At 70.7% G+C, this 16,388-nt stretch carries 14 protein-coding genes; 6 read left to right on the forward strand and 8 right to left on the reverse strand.

Annotation, left to right across the window (positions count from 1 at the left end; translation table 11 throughout):
• Positions 1–76 precede the first annotated feature (76 nt).
• Positions 77–1,396 carry a serine hydrolase domain-containing protein gene (locus QWZ14_RS26125; RefSeq protein ID WP_290319944.1) on the forward strand — a complete coding sequence of 440 codons (1,320 nt, stop codon included), beginning with the start codon at positions 77–79 and terminating at the stop codon, positions 1,394–1,396.
• Positions 1,397–1,441: 45 nt separating this feature from the next.
• Here QWZ14_RS26125 and QWZ14_RS26130 read toward each other — a convergent pair whose 3' ends face one another.
• The 5 genes from QWZ14_RS26130 to QWZ14_RS26150 all read right to left on the reverse strand — a co-directional run bounded on the left by QWZ14_RS26130 (position 1,442) and on the right by QWZ14_RS26150 (position 8,565).
• Complete coding sequence (locus QWZ14_RS26130) at positions 1,442–2,563, reverse strand: MBL fold metallo-hydrolase (protein WP_290319945.1); 1,122 nt, start codon at positions 2,561–2,563, stop codon at positions 1,442–1,444.
• Between the two features lie 148 nt (positions 2,564–2,711).
• Positions 2,712–4,382, reverse strand: a complete 1,671-nt coding sequence (locus tag QWZ14_RS26135; protein ID WP_290319946.1) for a hydantoinase B/oxoprolinase family protein — start codon at positions 4,380–4,382, stop codon at positions 2,712–2,714.
• 2 nt (positions 4,383–4,384) lie between these two features.
• Positions 4,385–6,454 carry a hydantoinase/oxoprolinase family protein gene (locus tag QWZ14_RS26140; RefSeq protein WP_290319947.1) on the reverse strand — a complete coding sequence of 690 codons (2,070 nt, stop codon included), beginning with the start codon at positions 6,452–6,454 and terminating at the stop codon, positions 4,385–4,387.
• Positions 6,451–7,716, reverse strand: coding sequence for a hydantoinase/carbamoylase family amidase (locus QWZ14_RS26145; RefSeq protein ID WP_290319948.1), 1,266 nt, complete (start codon positions 7,714–7,716; stop codon positions 6,451–6,453). The genes QWZ14_RS26140 and QWZ14_RS26145 overlap by 4 nt, the downstream gene beginning before the upstream one ends.
• Before the next feature lie 57 nt (positions 7,717–7,773).
• On the reverse strand, positions 7,774–8,565 hold the full coding sequence (locus QWZ14_RS26150) for an SDR family oxidoreductase (protein WP_290319949.1): 792 nt from the start codon (positions 8,563–8,565) through the stop codon (positions 7,774–7,776).
• Positions 8,566–8,671: 106 nt separating this feature from the next.
• On the opposite strand from QWZ14_RS26150, the gene QWZ14_RS26155 reads away from it, so the two are divergent.
• Both QWZ14_RS26155 and QWZ14_RS26160 read left to right on the forward strand, forming a co-directional pair.
• Positions 8,672–9,649 (forward strand): 2-hydroxyacid dehydrogenase, encoded by a 978-nt coding sequence (locus QWZ14_RS26155; protein ID WP_290319950.1) that lies wholly within the window; start codon positions 8,672–8,674, stop codon positions 9,647–9,649.
• Positions 9,650–9,694: 45 nt separating this feature from the next.
• A complete protein-coding gene (locus tag QWZ14_RS26160; RefSeq protein ID WP_290319951.1) occupies positions 9,695–10,651 on the forward strand; it encodes an MBL fold metallo-hydrolase in 957 nt (318 codons plus the stop codon).
• 36 nt (positions 10,652–10,687) lie between these two features.
• Here the strand turns inward: QWZ14_RS26160 and QWZ14_RS26165 are convergent, their stop codons facing one another.
• From QWZ14_RS26165 to QWZ14_RS26175, 3 genes are all read right to left on the reverse strand, one after another.
• Positions 10,688–12,223, reverse strand: coding sequence for a sensor domain-containing phosphodiesterase (locus QWZ14_RS26165; RefSeq protein WP_290319952.1), 1,536 nt, complete (start codon positions 12,221–12,223; stop codon positions 10,688–10,690).
• Between the two features lie 151 nt (positions 12,224–12,374).
• On the reverse strand, positions 12,375–12,905 hold the full coding sequence (locus QWZ14_RS26170) for a carboxymuconolactone decarboxylase family protein (protein WP_290319953.1): 531 nt from the start codon (positions 12,903–12,905) through the stop codon (positions 12,375–12,377).
• Between the two features lie 115 nt (positions 12,906–13,020).
• The gene (locus QWZ14_RS26175) at positions 13,021–13,593 is read right to left on the reverse strand and encodes a peroxiredoxin (protein ID WP_290319954.1); all 573 of its coding nucleotides are present in this window, start codon (positions 13,591–13,593) and stop codon (positions 13,021–13,023) included.
• A 242-nt stretch (positions 13,594–13,835) separates the two neighbouring features.
• Between QWZ14_RS26175 and QWZ14_RS26180 the strand changes: the two genes are divergently transcribed.
• The 3 genes from QWZ14_RS26180 to ykgO all read left to right on the forward strand — a co-directional run bounded on the left by QWZ14_RS26180 (position 13,836) and on the right by ykgO (position 16,257).
• Positions 13,836–14,765, forward strand: a complete 930-nt coding sequence (locus tag QWZ14_RS26180) for a hydrogen peroxide-inducible genes activator (protein ID WP_290319955.1) — start codon at positions 13,836–13,838, stop codon at positions 14,763–14,765.
• 31 nt (positions 14,766–14,796) lie between these two features.
• Positions 14,797–16,026, forward strand: a complete 1,230-nt coding sequence (gene acdA, locus QWZ14_RS26185) for a 3-sulfinopropanoyl-CoA desulfinase (RefSeq protein WP_290319956.1) — start codon at positions 14,797–14,799, stop codon at positions 16,024–16,026.
• A 105-nt stretch (positions 16,027–16,131) separates the two neighbouring features.
• Entirely contained in the window at positions 16,132–16,257 is a 126-nt protein-coding gene (gene ykgO, locus QWZ14_RS26190; protein ID WP_133287551.1) for a type B 50S ribosomal protein L36, read from the forward strand.
• Positions 16,258–16,388: the final 131 nt, after the last annotated feature.

Raw genomic sequence — 16,388 nt, forward strand, 5'->3', positions numbered from 1 at the left:
CCGCTTGCCCGGCACCCCCGCCGGGCGCAGCATCATGCCCGGCGGGGCGCAGACCCGGCCAGGAGAGGAGACGTCCATGAGCACCACCAACCTCGGTCGGCGCCCGGCCTTCGCCGGCGCTATGGCCGGCCTGGCCACCGCCGCGTTGCCGGCCGCGGCGCAGACCGCCCTGCCACGGCCGCCGGGCGCCATGCCGCCGAGTCCCTTGGTCCGCGGCTTCGCGCGCGACCGCCTGGCCCGCATCGCCGGCGTCATGCAGGCCGAGGCCGAGCGCGGCTCCTTCCCCGGTGCCGTCACGCTGATCGCCCGCCAGGGCGAGATCATCCATCACGAAGCGCATGGCCACCAGGATGCGGCGAAGACGAAGCGCATGGCGCGGGATTCGATCTTCCTTCAGGCCTCCATGACCAAGCCGCTGGTCTCGACCCTGGCGATGATGCTGGTCGAGGAAGGCCGCATGAAGCTCGACGACCCGATCGCCGGCGTGCTGCCCGAACTGCGCGACCTGAAGGTGGAGGTGACGCGCGACGGCCAGACGGAGCTGGTGGCGCCAAGCCGGGCACCGACCATCCACGACATGCTGCGGCATACCGCCGGCTTCGTCTATTCCAACGCGGCACCCTCGCCGGCCATCAAGTCGGCCTATGAGGAGAACAACATCGAGGCGGGGCGCGAGGCGATCACCGGCGACGAGATGCTGAAGCGGCTCGGCACCATCCCGCTCGCCTTCCAGCCTGGTACGACATTCTTTTACTCCATCGCGGTCGACGTGCTGGGGCTGCTGGTGCAGCGGGTGGCCGGCAAGCGGCTGGATGCGGCGCTGGAGGAACGGCTGCTGGGCCCCCTCGGCATGCGGGATACGGGGTGGTTCGTGCCGGAGGCGAAGCGGGCAAGGCTGGCCGAAGCGCCGGACAGCGACCCGCAGAAGGAAAGCATGTGGCGCGCCTATCGCATCCTGAGCGATGAGCGGGAGACGAGCTACCTCAAGGGCGGCGCCGGGCTGGTCTCGACCGCCGCCGACTACGCCCGCTTCGCCCTGATGATGGGCAACAATGGCACGCTGGACGGGCGGCGCTACCTGGCGGCGCCGGTGGTCAACTTCATGCAGACCAACCATACGGTCGGGATGGCGGGCAGCCCGATGGCCTCGACCGGGCCGGGCTATGGCTTCGGCCTGGGCTTCGCGGTGCGGCTGGCCGATGGCATGGGCACCGCGCCGGGCAGCGCCGGGGATGCGATGTGGGCCGGCGCCTGGGGCACCAGCTTCACCATCGACCGGGCCGAGGGGCTGGTGGCGATCCTGATGGCGCAGGGGCCGAGCAACCGGGTCAGGACCCGGATGATCTGGAAGAACCTGGTCTATGGGGCGATGGTGGAGAGCCTGCGGCGGGGGTGATGACGCAGCAGGCACATGTTTGGCAGCTATGCCTCCATCGCCGGTTCAGACGCCGAAGCTGAACCGGCTGCCGGTGGTGCAGAGCACCAGAGCCTGCGGGATTTCGCGCTTCGCAGTCTCGAGGAAATTCGGGCCGCTGCAGTGCATGGGGAAGACGTGGTCCACATCCATCGTCTTGAGCTCGGCCATGATGCTGTCGAGATAGGGCTGCGGCGCCGGCGCCAGGTGGAAGCCCCCGATCAGCGCATGCACCTTTTCGATACCGGTCACTGCCCGGGCGCGGCGGATGGTGTTGAGCAGGCCGCCATGGCCGCAGGAGGTGACGACCACCAAGCCTCGGTCGCGCAGGTTGAAACAGGTGCCATGCTCGTGCAGGTGCTGGTCGGGAAGCGGCTGCCCGCCAAGCTCGGCCGGGGTGAAATGATGGCCGGCGTATTGGGCCGGATCACAGCCGAGGCCATCCTGCTGGCCAAAGACAACATAGCTGTTCGGCAGGACGCGTTCCTGGCTGACCCTCGGCACCGCACCCGTGGTGAAGGCATGGCCTTCGATCACCTGCGGGTCTTCCGAGAGCATCGGCCGGATGCGAGCGGCGGCCAGGGCTGGCCGGTCCAGCCGGCCGAAGGTGCTGAAGGCGCCGTTTCCGGCTGCGATCATCCTTTGGCAGAAGGCGTCCTCCCCACCGAGATAGAGGCGCATATCCTCCTTCATGCGCGGGCGGTGCCGCTCGAGGAAACCGTCCAGGCCGCCGAAATGGTCGAGATGCCCATGGCTCAGGATCAGCGCGTCGAGTGTTGCCGGATCGAGGCCGAGCAGCTCGAGATTGTTGTTCAGCGTCTCCCCGGTCCAGCCGAAATCGAGCAGGAACCGCTTCTGCTCCGTCCCGCACATTGATGTCATCCAGAGCGAAAGGCCCCATTCGCTCCGCAATGCCCGGCGCTCGTTGCGGCCACCCTGCCCGCGTACCCGCTCGATCCGCACCCCCGGCACCTGGGCGCCGCTGATGAAGATGTCGTGGTTGCCATCGGTGACCACCTGGATCGTGAGGCTGTCCACCACCGGGGCGGCGATGCGGGGCGTTGTCGCCCCGGCCGCATCCCGGGCGAAACCGACGCAAGCCAGTGCTGCGCTGGCACGGACTAGGTCGCGGCGCGAAATCGCAATCATGGACGGGTCTCCCCGGTCTGGTCGATCGCCGGGCTATCCGCTGGGGCCCAGCAGTGTTCTCCATGATCCTGCACGAATGCGGCGCGTCGTAACAACAAAGTATCGTTAGACTGGCCGCGCCCGGTGGTGATGGTTCACGGCGCGGGTGTCAGGCATCCACGCCGTAGATGTCGCGGGCGGCAGCCGGGCTCACCAGCCCATCCGCCACGTCGCGCGCCACCAGCGCCGGGTCGCGTGCCTTGGGGTCGCCCATGCCGCCGCCGCCCGGCAGCTTCAGCAGCAGACGCTTCCCCTTGGGGATGATCTGGAAGCCCTTGGTCCGCAGCGGCGTGCCATTGGCGTCGTTCAGCCCGACCCAGCCGGCGGCGCCCTCGCCGCCGCCCTCGCGGCCCTTGGGCGGGTTGGCCACGCGGTCGAAGATGGCGTTCACCGCGAATTCGGCATCGCCCTTGGCGCCGATCTCCATGATCTGGCCGAAGCCGCCGCGGGTGCGGCCGGCGCCGGCGCTGTCGGGGCGCAGCTCCTTCTTCCAGAAGATCACCGGGGCGACGTTCTCGGTGGCTTCCACCGGCATGGTACGGACGCCCGAGGGGAAGGCGATGCCGTCCAGCCCGTCCTTGGTCGGGCGCGCGCCGGTGCCGCCGGAGTTGAAGGTGATGATCTCGAAATCCTCGGTCTCGGCATTCTGGCCGGAGACCTGGGAGCCGCCGCGGAGCGGCGGGTTCCACAGTGCGGAGGAGCCCTCGGCATTGACCCGCGCCGGCACCGCCTGGTGCAGGCAGCCCATCATCAGGTCGGGCAGCAGCTGGCCCACCACATGGCGGACGCTGACCGGATAGGGGCGGGGGGCATTCAGGATGCAGCCCTCCGGGATCACCATGTGGAAGGGGCTGAGCGAGGCCCAGTTGTTCGGGACCTCGGGGGCGACCACGCATTTGATGCCGAAGCAGGAATAGGCCCGGCAATAGGCGGGGGGGACGTTGATGCCGCGGGTCGAGAGGCCGGAGGTGCCGGCGTAGTCGACCACGATGCGGTCATCCTGGATGGTCATCGCCGCCTGCAGCGTCACCTCGAACTCGTAGCCGTCCGATCTGATGGAGCCGCTGAAGGTGCCGCGCGGCAGCTTGGCGATCTCCTCCAGCGTCGCCTGCAGCGAGCTCGAGAAGATGTACTCCGCCAGCGGGTCCAGGCTGTCCATGCTGAACTCGTCCAGCATCTCGACCAGCCGCTTGGCGCCGGCGTCGTTGCAGGCACACAGGCTGTAGATGTCGCCTTCGAGCTCGACCGGCGTGCGGCTGCCGACGCGGATGAAGTCGAAGAAGGTCTCGTTCGGCACGTTGCGGTCGAAGCACTTCACGATGGGGATGTAGAGCCCCTCCTCGAAGACGCTGCGGCCCTCAGGACCCATGCCGAGGCCGCCGATGTCGATGATATGGGCGGTATTGGCGAAGAGGCCGACGATCCGGCCGTTCCGGAAAGCCGGAGTGACCACCGTCAGGTCGTGCAGGTGGCCGGTGCCGAGCCAGGGGTCGTTGGTGATGTAGTGGTCGCCCGGCTGCATCGTGCTGGCCGGGAATTTGGCCAGGAAATGGCCCACGCTCTCCATCATGGAATTGACGTGGCCGGGCGTGCCGGTGACGGCCTGGGCCAGCATGCGGCCCTGCAGGTCGAAGATGCCGGCGGAGAGGTCACCGGCTTCGCGCACCGTGGTGCTGAAGGCGGTGCGGATCATGGTCTGCGCCTGTTCCTCGACCACCGCGATCAGGCGGTTCCACTGGATCTGGCGCTGGATCTTGGCGAGGGCCCCGGTATCTTTCATGCTCAAGCCTCCTGCGTCAGGTCGAGGTAGCCAAGGCCATCCATGCGGCACACCCAGCCGCGGCCCACGAGGGTGCTGGTCTCCGCCTCCGCCACGATGCAGGGGCCGGGGACGGTGCAGCCGGGCGCCATCTGGCCGCGGTCATAGACCGCCCAGTCCGTCACCTCGCCGCTGGTGGTGTCGCGCACCGCCTGGTAGCGGATCGGCGCCGGGGAAGGGGCGTCCTCCACCGCGGCGGCGGGTACCACCGGCTCGGCGACGGTCGCCACGGTGACGGCGAAGCTCATGATCTCGACGTCGCTGCCGGGCACCGGGCGGTCGTAGAAGCGGGAATACTCGACGTCGTAGAGCGCGCGGATGTCCCGGACATCGGCCTCGGTCAGGTCGCGCGGTGGCAAGGGCACGGCGATCTCGTGGCCCTGGCCGACGTAGCGCATGTAGGCGATGCGGATCTGGCGGGTCGGCGCCCCGAAGGCGCCCTCTGCGACCACCGCCGCCGCCTCGTTGGCCATGCCGGCCAGCAGCGCATTCACCGCCGGCACGTCGAAGGACGCGAAGCGCTGATACAGCGACTTCACCACCTCATAGCCGACCGGCGCCCGCAGGAAGCCGATGGCGCTGCCGACGCCGGCGCCGCTCGGCACCAGCATCCGCTTCACCCCGATCTTCTCCGCGACCCGGTAGCCATGCACCGGTCCGCCGCCACCGAAGGCGATGATGGTCCGCCCGCCGAAGCCCTTGCCGCTCTCGATCGCATGCACCCGCGCGGCATTCGACATGTTCTCGTCGACCATCTCGACCACGCCGAGCGCCGCCATCTCGCCGGAGAGGCCGAGCCTGCCGCCGACCTCGGCGGCGAGGGCATCGCGCGAGGGCTCGGGGTAGAGCCGCAGGTTGCCGCCGGCGAACAGCAGCGGGTCGTAGCGGCCGAGCGTCAGGTTGGCATCCGTCACCGCCGGCTTGGTGCCGCCGCGGCCGTAGCAGGCCGGGCCCGGATCGGCGCCGGCACTCTCCGGCCCGACGGTGATCCGCCCCATGCTATCCACCGCGGCGATCGAGCCGCCGCCGGCGCCGATCTCCACCATCTCGATCACCGGGATGCGCAGCGGCAGGCCGGAGCCCTTCTTGAAGCGGCCGACGCGGGCGACCTCGAAGGTGCGGCTGGCCTGGGGCTGGTAATCGTCGATCAGGCAGATCTTCGCCGTGGTGCCGCCCATGTCGAAGGAGAGCACCTTGGTCAGCCCGCGCTGCTTGGCCACATGGGCGGAGAAGATGGCACCGCCGGCCGGGCCGCTCTCGACCAGGCGGATCGGGAAGCGCGCCGCCGTCTCCAGCGTGGTCAGCCCGCCGCCCGAGAGCATCATGAAGAGCGGGCAGCCGAGCCCTGCCTCCCGCAGCCCGACCTCGAGCCGCTTCAGGTAGCTGGCCATCAGCGGCTGCACATAGGCATTGGCGACCGTCGTGCTGAAGCGCTCCCATTCCCGCATCTCCGGCGAGACCTCGCAGCTCAGCGAGACCGGCACCCCCGGCCAGAGCCGGCGGATGATGGCGGCCGCCTGCTTCTCATGCGCCGGGTTCACGAAGCCATGCAGGAAGCCGATGGCAACGGCCTCGATGCCCTCCGCCTGCATGAAGGCGACGTGGGCCGCGACGGCCGCCTCATCGAGCGGCAGCAGCACGCGGCCGGTATTGTCGAGGCGCTCCGTCACCGGCAGGCGCCAGCGGCGCGGGACCAGCGGCTGCGCCAGTTCGATGTTCAGGTCGTACTGGTCGTAGCGGCTCTCGTTGCCGAGGGCGAGGACGTCGCGGAAGCCCTCGGTGGTGATCAGCGCAGTCTTCGCACCCTTGCGCTCGATGACGGCATTGGTCGCAAGCGTCGTGCCATGGATGACCAGGGTGATGTCCGAGGCGGCGAGGCCAGCATTGGCCAGCACCACGCGGACGCCCTCCAGCACGCCGAGCTCCGGCGCGGCGGGGGTGGTCAGCACCTTGGCGGTCCAGCGCCGGTCGCCATCCTCGATGGCCAGGTCGGTGAAGGTCCCGCCGATATCGACGGCAAGCTTGGCGCTCAAATCCCGAACTCCGCTGCGAAGCGCTGCGCGACGGCGCAGGCCTTTCCGAAATCGTCCATCCGCATGGCCTCATGCGGGTTGTGGCTGCCGTGCTGGTTGCGGACGAAGAGCATCCCGGCGGGAATGCCGGTCTGGGCGAAGGCCGCCGCGTCATGCCCGCCGCCAGACGCCATCACCAGCGCCGGAATGCCGAGCGCCGCGGCGGCGCGGGTGAGCCCGGCCTGCACGCCCGCATCCATCGGGCTGGGCCGGCTGCCGCCCTCCGGCCCGAGGTCGAACTTGACCCCGCGCCGCGCCTCGATCTCGGCGACCTTGGCGTAGAGCACCTCGAACAGCAGGTCGCAGCTGTGCAGGTTCACCGCCCGAACATCGAGCATGAAGGTGGCCTCGCCGGCGATCTTGGTGAAGCCGGCCTCGGCGGTGGTCGCCAGGGTGCAGAAGGTGCAGACCATGCGGTGGCCCTGGGCCTCCAGCCGGCACCAGGCATCGTCGAGCGCCACGGCCAGGTCGGCGAGCGCGATGGCGGCGTCCTTGCGATATTTGCGCGGGGTGCCGCCGGAGTGGTTGTACTCGCCGGTGACGCGGCCGGCGCGGAGCCGGCGGCTGCCGGGGATGCCGGTGACGATGCCGACCGGGATCTCCTCGGCGTCGAGCACCGGCCCCTGCTCGATATGCACCTCGAGATAGGCGGCAACGCTCTCCGGGCCGATGCTCTTCTCGCCGCGCTCGACGAAGCCGGGGTCGAAGCCCTCGGCCCGCATGGCATCGCGCAGCGGCACGCCATTGTCCATGCGCCGCACCGCGAGGTCGGCGGCCGGCATGGTCCCGAGGGCGCCGCGGCTGCCGGGGTAGCTGGTGGGGAACCAGGCCCCGGCTTCCTCGGCGCGGATCGCCATGACGGTGATGTCCCGCGCCGGGGTGAAGCCGGCCCGCTGCATGCCGGCGACCGCCGCGAGCCCGGCCAGCACCCCGGCCGCGCCGTCGAAATTGCCGCCCTGCGCCACGCTGTCGAGGTGGCTGCCGAGGATGACGCGCTTCGCCGCGCGGTCGGTCCCCGGCAGGGTCAGGAAGAGGTTGCCCACCGGGTCGGCCCTGCTCTCCAGCCCGATCGCCTCTGCCGCATCCTTGACCAGGGCATGCGCCATGCGCTCCCCCGGCCCATAGGCCTCGCGGGTGATGCCGACCCCGTCGAAGCTGCGGGCCTTGAGCTCCGCAAACAGCTTTTCCGCGAGTTCGACATCGGGCATCAGATTGGGCAGCATCTCTGGTCTCCTGGCGGCGCGGGCCGAGCAAGACCCGCGCCGCGGTGGCAGCCTTGGCTAGACCATCCCCCGCACGCGGCCGCCATCGACCCGGATCATGCTGCCGGTGATATAGGCCCCCTTCTCGCTGGCGAGGAAGGCGCCCATCGGCCCGTAGTCGTCCGGCGTGCCGAGCCGCCCGGCCGGGATCTCCTCCGAGGCCTTGGCCAGCGCCTCGTCGAAGGAGACGTTCAGCTGCTTCGCCCGCACCGTGGTGGTCTGGGTGACGCGGTCGGTCAGGATGGTGCCCGGGGCCAGCACGTTCATGGTCACGCCGTCCTTGGCGACCTCGCCCGAGAGCGTCTTCAGCCAGCCCCAGATCGAGGCGCGCAGCGTGTTGGACAGCGCCAGCGTCGGGATCGGGTGCTGCATGCCGGTGCTGCCGACCACGATGATGCGGCCCCAGCCGCGCTCCCGCATCGCCGGCAGCAGCCGGTTGGTGATGTGGATGGGCGAGGCGACGATGTGCTGGAACCATTCCTGCAACGCCGGCACCGTGATCTGCGACGCGGTGCAGGGCGGCGGGCCGCCGTGGTTCAGCACCAGGATGTCGATGCCGCCGAGTGCCGCGACCGCGGCATCGGCCAGCCTGTCCATGTCGGCGAGGGTGGCGACGTCGGCCACCACGCCGCTCGCGGCGGCGGCGCCCGCCGCCTTCAGCTCGGCCGCTGCCGTATCCAGCCGCCCCTGGTCGCGGCCGCTGATGACGATGCTGGCGCCCTCGGCGGCCAGGGCATCGGCAATGGAACGCCCGAGCCCCTTGGTGCCGCCCATGACGAGCGCGCGGCGCCCCTTCAATCCCAGATCCATGTCCGTCTGCTCCCGTAATGCGTGGCGCGACCCTGCCTCCGGCCGCCCCGGCTGGCAAGACGGCCGCCGGATTGCTAGGACAGGGGATAATCCGAGGAGACGAACCATGGCGAAGCCCGTCCTGCTGGTGACCCGCAAGCTGCCCGAGGCGATCGAAGCCCGTGCCTCCCGCGATTACGACGCTAAGCTGAACCCGCGGGATGAGCCCTGGTCCACCGACGGTGCGGAGATCGCCCGCCGGGCCAAGGAGGCCGGCGCCGTCGGCGTCTTCGGCGCCGCCGGCGACCAGCTGAATGCCGCCTGCATCAAGGCCCTGCCGGACAGCGTGAAGGTGATCGCCACCTTCAGCGTCGGCTTCGACCATATCGACATCGCCACCGCCAAGGCGCGCGGGATCACGGTGGTGAACACGCCGGAGGTGCTGAGCTTCGCCACCGCCGAGACCGCCTTCACCCTGATGCTGATGGCCGCCCGCCGGGCCGGGGAGGGGGAGCGGATGGTCCGCGCCGGGCAGTGGAAGGGCTGGGCGCCGACCCAGCTGCTGGGCGTGACGCTGGAGGGCAAGAAGCTCGGCATCCTCGGCTTCGGCCGGATCGGCCGGGAGCTGGCGGCCATGGCGCGCGGCTTCCGGATGGAGATCCACTACCGCGACATCCAGAAGCTGCCGCCCGAGGTGGAGCAGGGCGCCATCTACCACGACAACGAGGACAGCTTCCTCGGCGCCATCGACATCATCTCGATGCATGTGCCGGGCGGCGATGCCAACCGCCATTGGCTGAACGCGGCGCGGCTGGCCAAGATGAAGAAGGGCAGCCTGGTGGTGAACTCCGGCCGTGGCGTCTCCGTGCACGACGAGTCGCTGATCGCCGCGCTCAAGTCCGGCCATATCCGGGGCGCCGGCCTCGATGTCTACGACGGCGAGCCGAAGGTGAACCCGGGCTACCTGACGCTCGAGAACGTGGCCCTGCTGCCGCATCTCGGCAGCGCCACCATCGAGGTACGGGACGCCATGGGCAACCGGGCGCTCGAGAATCTCGACGCGGTGCTGCTGAAGGGGACCGAGCCGCCGCACCGGGTGGCCTAGGCCGGCGGGACCATGCCATCCTCTCGCCGATTGCGGGAGGATGGCATGCCGAATTCACGTCGTACTGCGCTGGCCGCGGCGCTTGCCGCGCCGGCGCTGATCCGGGCCACGGGGTCCGAGGCCCAGGCCCAGGCCGCGCCCCTGCCGCAGGCGCCGGGCTTCTTCCGCTTCGCGGTCGGCGGTTTCACCGTCACCACGGTCTACGACGGCTTCAACCGACGCCCGGTGCAGGGGCTGGTGCGGAACGCCCCGGTCGAGCGGGTGAGGGAGGTGCTGGCGGAGAGCTTCCTGCCGACCGACACCTACGACGGCGCCTATACCGTCACCTTCGTCGACACCGGGCGCCAGCTGATCGCCTTCGATGCCGGCACCGGCGGCCAGATGAGCGCGACCGCGGGCCTCGTCCCGGCGAACATGGCCGCGGCGGGGCTGGATCCGGCGAAGGTCGGGCTGGTGATCGTCACCCACTGCCACCAGGACCATATCCATGGCCTGACCACGCGGGAGGGGACGGCGGTCTTCCCCCACGCCGAGATCGCCATCGCAGATCGGGAGTGGGACTGGTGGGCCGACCCGGGCAACGAGACCCGTAGCCCGGAGGGACAGCGGGTGAATTTCGCCAATGTCGCCAAGCGCTTCGCCCCCTACCGGGGCCGCATCCGCCGCTTCGCCCCGGATGCCGAGGTGGTGCCGGGCATCCATGCGATTCCGGCCCATGGTCACACCCCCGGCCACAGCGTCTTCCACGTCGCCGACGGGCGGGAGGAACTGGCGATCCTGGCCGATACCACGCACCGGCCGGAGCTCTTCGCCCGGCAGCCGGGGCTGCATTCGCTGTTCGAATTCGACGCCGTCATGGCGGAGGCGGCGCGGCGCCGGGTGCTCGACCGGGTGGCGACGGACCGGGTGAAGGTGGTGGGCTACCATTTCCCCTTCCCCGCGGCCGGGCATATCGCCCGCGACGGCGAAGGCTACCGCTACGTCGCGGCGGAATGGGCCTGACCGGCGCCTTGCTGCGACCGCGGCGGGAAGGCCGCGTCAGCGCTGCGGCGGCAGCGGCGCCGGCCGGCCGAAGAGCCACCCCTGGCCGTAGTCCACCCCCAGGTCGCGCATCAGCGCGGCTTCCTCCGGCGTCTCGATGTGCTCGGCGACCACCCTGGCGCCAAGGCCGCGGGCCAGGTCGACCATCGCGGCGACGATCGTGCGGTCCTGGCTGCTGCGCATCGCATTGGTGACGTAGAGGCCGTCGATCTTCACGTAGTCCACCCGCAGGATGCGCAGGTAGCGGAAGGCCGCGGCGCCGGCGCCGAAGTCGTCGATGCAGAGCGGCACGCCGCGCTCGCGCAGGGCCGCGACCGTGCGCATCGCCTCCGCCTCGTCGTCGATCTCGGCGGTCTCGGTGATCTCGAGCAGCAGGCGCTGGGCCAGCAGCGGCTCGGCGTCCAGCAGCGCCAGCAGACGGTCGCGGAACCCCGGGCTCTGCAGGGAGAAGCCGGAGAGGTTGGCGGCGATGCGGGTGCCCCGGGCCGTGCGGGCGGCGCCGCAGACGGCCCCCAGCACGGCCCAGTCCAGCTCCTCGGACAGGCCGATGGTCTCGGCGAAGGTGACGAAGTCCTGCGGGTCCTGGACCGGCGCATCGGGCTCAGCCTCCGGCCGCAGCAGGGCCTCGTAGTGGTGGGTGTCGCCGGACTGCAGCGCGACGATCGGCTGGAAACTCAGGCTGAAGCGCCGGTCGGCGATGGCGCGGCGGAGCCAGTTGCCGCGGGCGCAGGCGGCGGCCACGAAGCCGGAGAGGCCGTCGTCGAAGCCGGCGGCGGCGACCTTCGCCATGCCGCCCTTGGCGAAGGCGGCCAGGGCATAGCGCAGCGCGCGGGTGGCCTGCATCGGCGTCAGCCCGCTGTCGTCCAGCGGCAGCGCACGGGTGGCGACGGCAGCGGCATGTCCGCCATCGGCCAGAATCCGCGCGACCTGTTCGCCCAGCGCCCCGACATCCGCGGCGGAGGCGCAGACGACGCCGAAGCGCCCGCCGCCCAACTCCCCCGCCAGGCTGTCCGAGCCCAGGCAGTCCGCCAGGCTGCCACGGAGGACGGCATCGATCTCGGCCGCCGGCATGGGGCCGGCGGCCTGGATCTCGAGCAGGCCCAGGGTGCCGCGCGGCTGGTCGGCTCGGGCTTCCGCCTCCGCGGCCTCGCGCAAGGCCGGGCCATCGGCCAGGTTCGGCCGGACGCCATGGCCGGGCGTCACGGCGATGGTGAGGCAGAGCCGGTCGGCATCCGGGCCGACCAACCGCAGGCCGCCGATCGAGACCGGCGTGGCCTGGGCATTGGCCAGGCGGTAGCCGGTCGGCGCCAGCCGGTCCCTGGCGAGCAGGGTATGGAAGCCGAGGTCGAAGCTGGCCCGGTCCGGCAGGGTCACCAGTTCCCGGACGTGGTGGCCGATCCAGGCCTCCGGCGGCTGACCGAGCCGGCTCTGGAAGGCGCCGGCGGCGAAGGCGATCCGGCCATCCGGCGAGGCTTCGAGCAGCATCTCGGCCGCGGCCAGGGCGAAGGTCAGGAAGCGTTCCCGATCTGTCACGCGGCGCTGCGTCGCTGGAGCGAGGGTCGCAGCGTCGGAAACCATCGATCTGAACACCCCATCCTCGGATCGGGTCCAAGGATGGGGGAGGCGGGTTAAGACCGGCTTAAGCCTCGGGAGCCGGCGCCTGGAAGGCTTGCCGGGCCGGGGATCAGGCGGCCATCGCATCCTCGCCGTCGAGCGTCGCCGCCACGGCGTGGACCACGCTGGCGATGCGGACCGCGGCCTGGACCGCATCCTTCGAGACGCCGTGGCCGACCACGACCTTCTCGTGCGATTCCATGCACATGCCGCAGCCGTTGATGGCGGAGACCGCGAGCGACCAAAGCTCGAAGTCCGCCTTCTCGACGCCCGGCTTGGCCATGATGTTCATCCGCAGCTTGGCCGGCATGGTCCCGTAGGTGCCGGGCACCAGATGGGTGAAGCGGTAGTAGACGTTGTTCATGCCCATGATGGAGGCGGCCGCCTTGGCCGCGGTCAGCGCATCCGGGCTCAGCTTCGGGCCGAATTCGGCGACGATGGCGCGGATCACCTCGGTGTTGCGGCTGGCGAGGGCGGAGGCGATGAAGGTGCCGGCCCGCTGCTGCTCGGTCAGGGTCGGCTCGGTGGCCAGGCTGCCCAGGTTCAGCTTCTGGTCCTTGGCATAATCGGGCAGGCGGTTGCGCAGGGCTTCCAGCGACATGGCGGGATTCCTTCCAATGGGGTCTGATTGTCGGGGTGGGCGGAGGCGGCCTGGCGGACCGGCTCGGCGCACCCCTCCCGCGCCGGAGCGCGGGAGGAGGCGGTCGGAAGGGCGATCAGGCCGCTTCGAACAGCTTCTGGGCGTCGAGGGCTTCCTGGCCCTTGGTCCAGTTGCAGGGGCAGAGCTCGTCGGTCTGCAAAGCGTCGAGCACGCGCAGGACTTCCTGCGGGTTGCGGCCGACGTTCAGGCCATTGGCCGAGGCCCACTGGATGGTGCCGTCCGGATCGACGATGAAGGTGGCGCGCAACGGCACGCCGGCGTCCTTGTCGAGGATGCCGAGGGCCTCGGACAGCTCGCGCTTCAGGTCGGCGAGCATCGGGATCTCGAGGTTGCGGATGTCCTCGTTGTGCACGCGCCAGTTCAGGTGGACGAACTCGCTGTCGGTGCTGACGCCGTAGACCACAGCGTCACGGTCGGCGAACTCGCCGGCCAGCTTGCCGAAGGCGGCAATTTCGGTCGGGCAGATGAAGGTGAAGTCCTTCGGCCAGAAGAAGACGACCTTCCACTTGCCGGCATCGGTCGCATTGGTCATGTCGACGAAGGAGACGCCGGGACCCTTGAGGCCCTCGGCGCCGCCCTTGACGGCGGTCAGGGCGAAGGAGGGAAACTTGTCGCCAACGGTGAGCATGCAGGAGGTCCCTTCGATGTGGGCGCGCATCTCGTACTGCGCTGCACCATATATGGACTCCGCCAGCTCATCGGTCTAATGAATAGTTTTTGGCATTATGATTGAATGCATCGATCAATAAGGCAGTCTCGTCTCGACCGTGCGGCCGGCGGGCACGAAGGGGAGGCGAGCGCGTCGCTTCCCGCCATGGCGCCCTGGGGACGCCCCCAACGCGCAGCGCCCATGCCTGATCGCCCCGCCCGATGATCTCCCTGCCCAGCCCGCAGCAGCTCCGCTATCTCCTGGCACTGGCCGACCTGGGCCATTTCGGCCGCGCCGCGACGGCCTGCGCGGTCACCCAGTCGACCCTCTCGGCCGGCATCATCGCCCTGGAACGCCAGCTGGATGCGCATCTGCTGGAACGCGGCACCGCCAAGCGGCCGGTCTTCACGCCGCTGGGACTCGAGGTCGTGAGCCGCGCCCGCACCGCCCTGTCGGCCCTGGAGGCGGTGGCCGAGACCGCCGCCGCGGCGCGCGACCCGCTCTCGGGCCCGTTGCGGCTCGGGGTCATCCCGACCATCGGCCCCTTCCTCCTGCCGCGGCTGATGCCGGCGCTGCGCTCCGCCTTCCCGCGGTTGCGGCTGTGGCTGCGGGAGGACCAGACGGAGAGGCTGGTGGCGCAGCTCGAGGCCGGGCGGCTGGACCTGCTGCTGCTGGCGCTGCCTTGCGCCTGCGGCGATGCCGAGACCCTGCCGATCGCCGCCGACCCCTTCCTCGCGGCGCTGCCGGCCGGGCACCGGCTGGCGGCACGGGACCGGGTGCCGGTGGGGGCGCTGACCGCGGAGCGCATGCTGCTGCTGGAGGACGGGCATTGCCTGCGGGACCATGCGCTGGATGCCTGTGGCCTGCCGCGCGGGGTCGTGCCGGCCGAGGATAATTTCGCCGCCACCTCCCTGCATACCCTGGTGCAGATGGTCGCCAGCGGCCTCGGGGTCACCCTGCTGCCGCGGCTGTCGCTGGAAGGCGGGGTCCTCGCCGGGGCGGCGGTGGAGGTCCGGCCGCTGGCGCTGCCCGATGGGGCCACCGCCCCTCCGAGCCGCAGCCTGGCCCTCGCCTGGCGGGCCCGCAGCCCGAGGGCCGCGGAATTCCGCAGCCTCGCCCCCGCCATTGCCGCTGCGATCCAGGTGGCATAACAGGATTGCAATCCCGGGGAGGCAGCACGCCATGGATGACGGCCTGACGCAGGATCAGCAGGCGTTGCTCGACCGTGCCCGTGCGGTGGCCGAGGCCGCCGCCGCCCAGGCGGCGGAGACCGACCGGACCGAGCAGTATCCCTGGCCGATGGTCGCCCGCATGCGGGACGCCGGCCTGATGGGCCTGACCATTCCGCGCGAATGGGGCGGCCCCGGCCTGACCTATTTCGATGCCGCCCTGGTCATCGAGGAGCTTTCCAAGGCCTGCGCCGTCTGCGGCCGCATCGCGGTCGAGAGCAACATGGGGGCGCTCGGCGCCATCATGGCCTATGGCACGGCGGCGCAGAAGCGCATCGCCGCCGACCTCGTCCTGGCCGGGGACAAGCCCGCCATCTGCATCACCGAACCGGGCGCCGGCTCGGCCGCGACCGAGATGGCGACCCGGGCCGACCGGCGCGGCGACGGCTGGGTCATCAACGGCGAGAAGCACTGGATCACGGGGGGAGGCATCTCCCGCCTGCACCTGATCTTCGCCCGCGCCTTCGAGGACGGGCGGGAACTCGGCATCGGCGGCTTCCTGGTGGTCCGCAGCGGGGAGCGCGACCCGGCCGGGCTGGTGATCCACCGCCGTATCCCCTCGATGGGGCTGAAGGGCATGCCGGAAGCGGAGATCCGTTTCCGGGACCTGCGTGTCGCGGACGACATGCTGCTCGCCCCGCCGGGCGGCTTCGCCCGGGGCTTCGGCAAGCTGATGGACGCCTACAACGGCCAGAGGGTCGGCGCCGCGACGGTCGCCCTCGGCCTCGGCGCCGGCGCCTATGAGCGGGCGCTGGACTTCGCCCGGACGCGCCATCAGTTCGGCCGGCCGATCGCCGAATTCCAGGGACTCGGCTGGATGCTGGCGGACATGTCGATCAGGCTGGAGGCCTCCCGCGCGCTGGTCTGGCGGGCCGCCCGCAGCGCCGGGCCGAACGGCTTCCCGGACCGGCTGGCCGCCGCCCAGGCCAAGGTGATGGCGGCCGATGCCGCCATCGAGGTGACCAATGCCGCGTTGCAGGTCTGGGGCGCCGCCGGCTACAGCCGGGAGAATCCGATGGAGCGCATCCTGCGCGACGCCCGGATGTTCGCCATCGCCGGTGGCACCGCCCAGGTGCTGCGGACCCAGGTGGCGGAGCAGATCCTGGGGCGGAAGCTGCCGCAGACGCGGGACGGGTTCCTCCGTCAGGCCGCGGCGGATGCCGGGCGGCTGGCGGCGGATTGAGCCGCCCGTGATTGACTCGACGCCGGGCTTCGCCTATCCCCCGCCCTCCCCGACAGGTGCCCTCGCGCCCGCCGCAACCCTTTCGCCTATCAGTGAGTCCGCGTCATGAAGATCCGCAACAGCCTCAAATCCGCCAAGACGCGCGACAAGAACTGCGTGGTCGTGCGCCGTCGCGGCCGCATCTACGTGCTGAACAAGAAGAACCCCCGCCTGAAGGCCCGCCAGGGCTGATCCGCCGCCGGGCCGCGAGGCCCGGTGGTTCGGTGGTTGCGCGGGATGGAACCGCCGTGGCGCTGCCGCGGCGGTTTTTCTTATGGCGGGGCGCCTAGGTCCTGTGGACTCTAGGGATTCCCGGATTGGCC

The sequence above is a fragment of the Paeniroseomonas aquatica genome, assembly GCF_030409335.1.
In the GTDB taxonomy this organism is placed as follows: Bacteria; Pseudomonadota; Alphaproteobacteria; order Acetobacterales; family Acetobacteraceae; genus Belnapia; species Belnapia aquatica.